Raw genomic sequence first — 1,334 nt, forward strand, 5'->3', positions numbered from 1 at the left:
CACCATGGCTCCGCCATGCCTCGATCCTCCGCCTTGCGATGCACGCACCCCAGCCCCGCTCCTTCTCCCACCCCCCATTCGCCGGTCGGTCTTATGTACGAGGGCAGGTGGACGACTCGGCGGAAGCGGTAGCCGACGCACGAGCGGCCTACGAGCGGCTGCGCGCGGATGCCCTGTCACGCGATGACTCCCTCTCTCTCATCCGTCACGTTATGGAGGCGTACACCCATGACCCCCACCCCCGACCTCTCCCGCACGGAGTGGGTCAAGAGCAGCTACAGCGAAGGGAACGGCGGGCAGTGCGTCGAATGGGCCCCCGCATGCGCAGCTTCCGGCGTCGTCCCCGTCCGTGACTCGAAGGACCCGAGCGGCCCGACCCTGGACATCCCTACCAGCGCGTTCGCTTCCTTCGTGGCGGGCGTCAAGTCCGGCGAGTTCGGCACTGTCTGATCACTCGGCACAGCGCACACCGGTTCGCCGGGCCGCCGTCACCCTCCCCCGGAGTGACGGGGGCCCGGCTCGCCTTTCGGTCGGCGTTCCGGTGCCGAGGGCGGCGATGCGCAGCAGGGAGACCTTCCCGCCGTCCGACATCCGCCCCCGCCTGAGGTTCCCCCGAGCGGCTGAGAGTCAGCGCCGCTCGGGTCCGGATGCTTGGGGCTTTCGGTGTCTGCCGATGCCTGGGCCGAGGGGCCTGGGGGCCGGGCCCGGCTCCTGCGCCGGGAGCTCGATCTTCGAGTCGGGGTACTGGATGCGCTTCGCCTCCGCGAGTTTGGCTGCGAAGCCGTGCGCCTCCCACGCGTACCCGTTCCACCGCTGGATCAGGCGAGGGTTCCCTGCGGCCTCCCAGGCGACGAGCACCTCCTCGATCCGGTCCCACAGGGGCACAGGGCCGCCCTGCCGAACCGTCCACCTGCCGTCACGGGCGATGAACTCGGCGAAGGACTCCCGGTCGGGGTCGAAGAGGTGGAGCAGGGGCGTTCCGTCGCTCCGGGCGGCACGGACGAGATGTGCGCCGGGCGCGGCGAGTTGGGCGAAAGGCCGGCATCCAGTCGTCCAGGAGGGTCGGCGAAGCCTTCGTCGCCCTCTCACTGTCCGCGTAGGCGGTGCGGGCCGACAGGTCACCGACGGGCGGCCAGGAAGGCTCCGATTGCCTGGTCGAGGGCGTCACTGTCCAACTGGACGAGGAGACGGCGCAGGGTATGGGGGTGCGGGACGGACACCGCGCCGGTCAGTGGGTCCAAGGGGGGAAGCCGAGGGCCCGGCAGGCTCGGACAGGGGCGTCGGAGATCCACTCGGTGATCGCGGTGAGTGACCGGGCGCCGGCCAGCACACTT

2 protein-coding genes are annotated in these 1,334 nt (G+C 70.8%); one reads left to right on the forward strand and one right to left on the reverse strand.

Features of this window, described 5'->3' with window-relative positions; translation table 11 throughout:
* Positions 1–228: 228 nt before the first annotated feature.
* The gene (locus AB0P17_RS43255; protein WP_365820617.1) at positions 229–450 is read left to right on the forward strand and encodes a DUF397 domain-containing protein; all 222 of its coding nucleotides are present in this window, start codon (positions 229–231) and stop codon (positions 448–450) included.
* 177 nt (positions 451–627) lie between these two features.
* On the opposite strand, the gene AB0P17_RS43260 is transcribed toward AB0P17_RS43255, so the two are convergent.
* Positions 628–885 carry a DUF6087 family protein gene (locus AB0P17_RS43260; RefSeq protein ID WP_365820619.1) on the reverse strand — a complete coding sequence of 86 codons (258 nt, stop codon included), beginning with the start codon at positions 883–885 and terminating at the stop codon, positions 628–630.
* Positions 886–1,334 lie beyond the last annotated feature (449 nt).

This window comes from Streptomyces sp. NPDC088124 (genome assembly GCF_040685895.1).
In the GTDB taxonomy this organism is placed as follows: Bacteria; Actinomycetota; Actinomycetes; order Streptomycetales; family Streptomycetaceae; genus Streptomyces.

Excerpts from the sequence above, each read along its gene's own strand:
- AB0P17_RS43255 (WP_365820617.1), top strand. The coding sequence starts at position 229 with ATGACCCCCACCCCCGACCTCTCCCGCACGGAGTGGGTCAAGAGCAGC.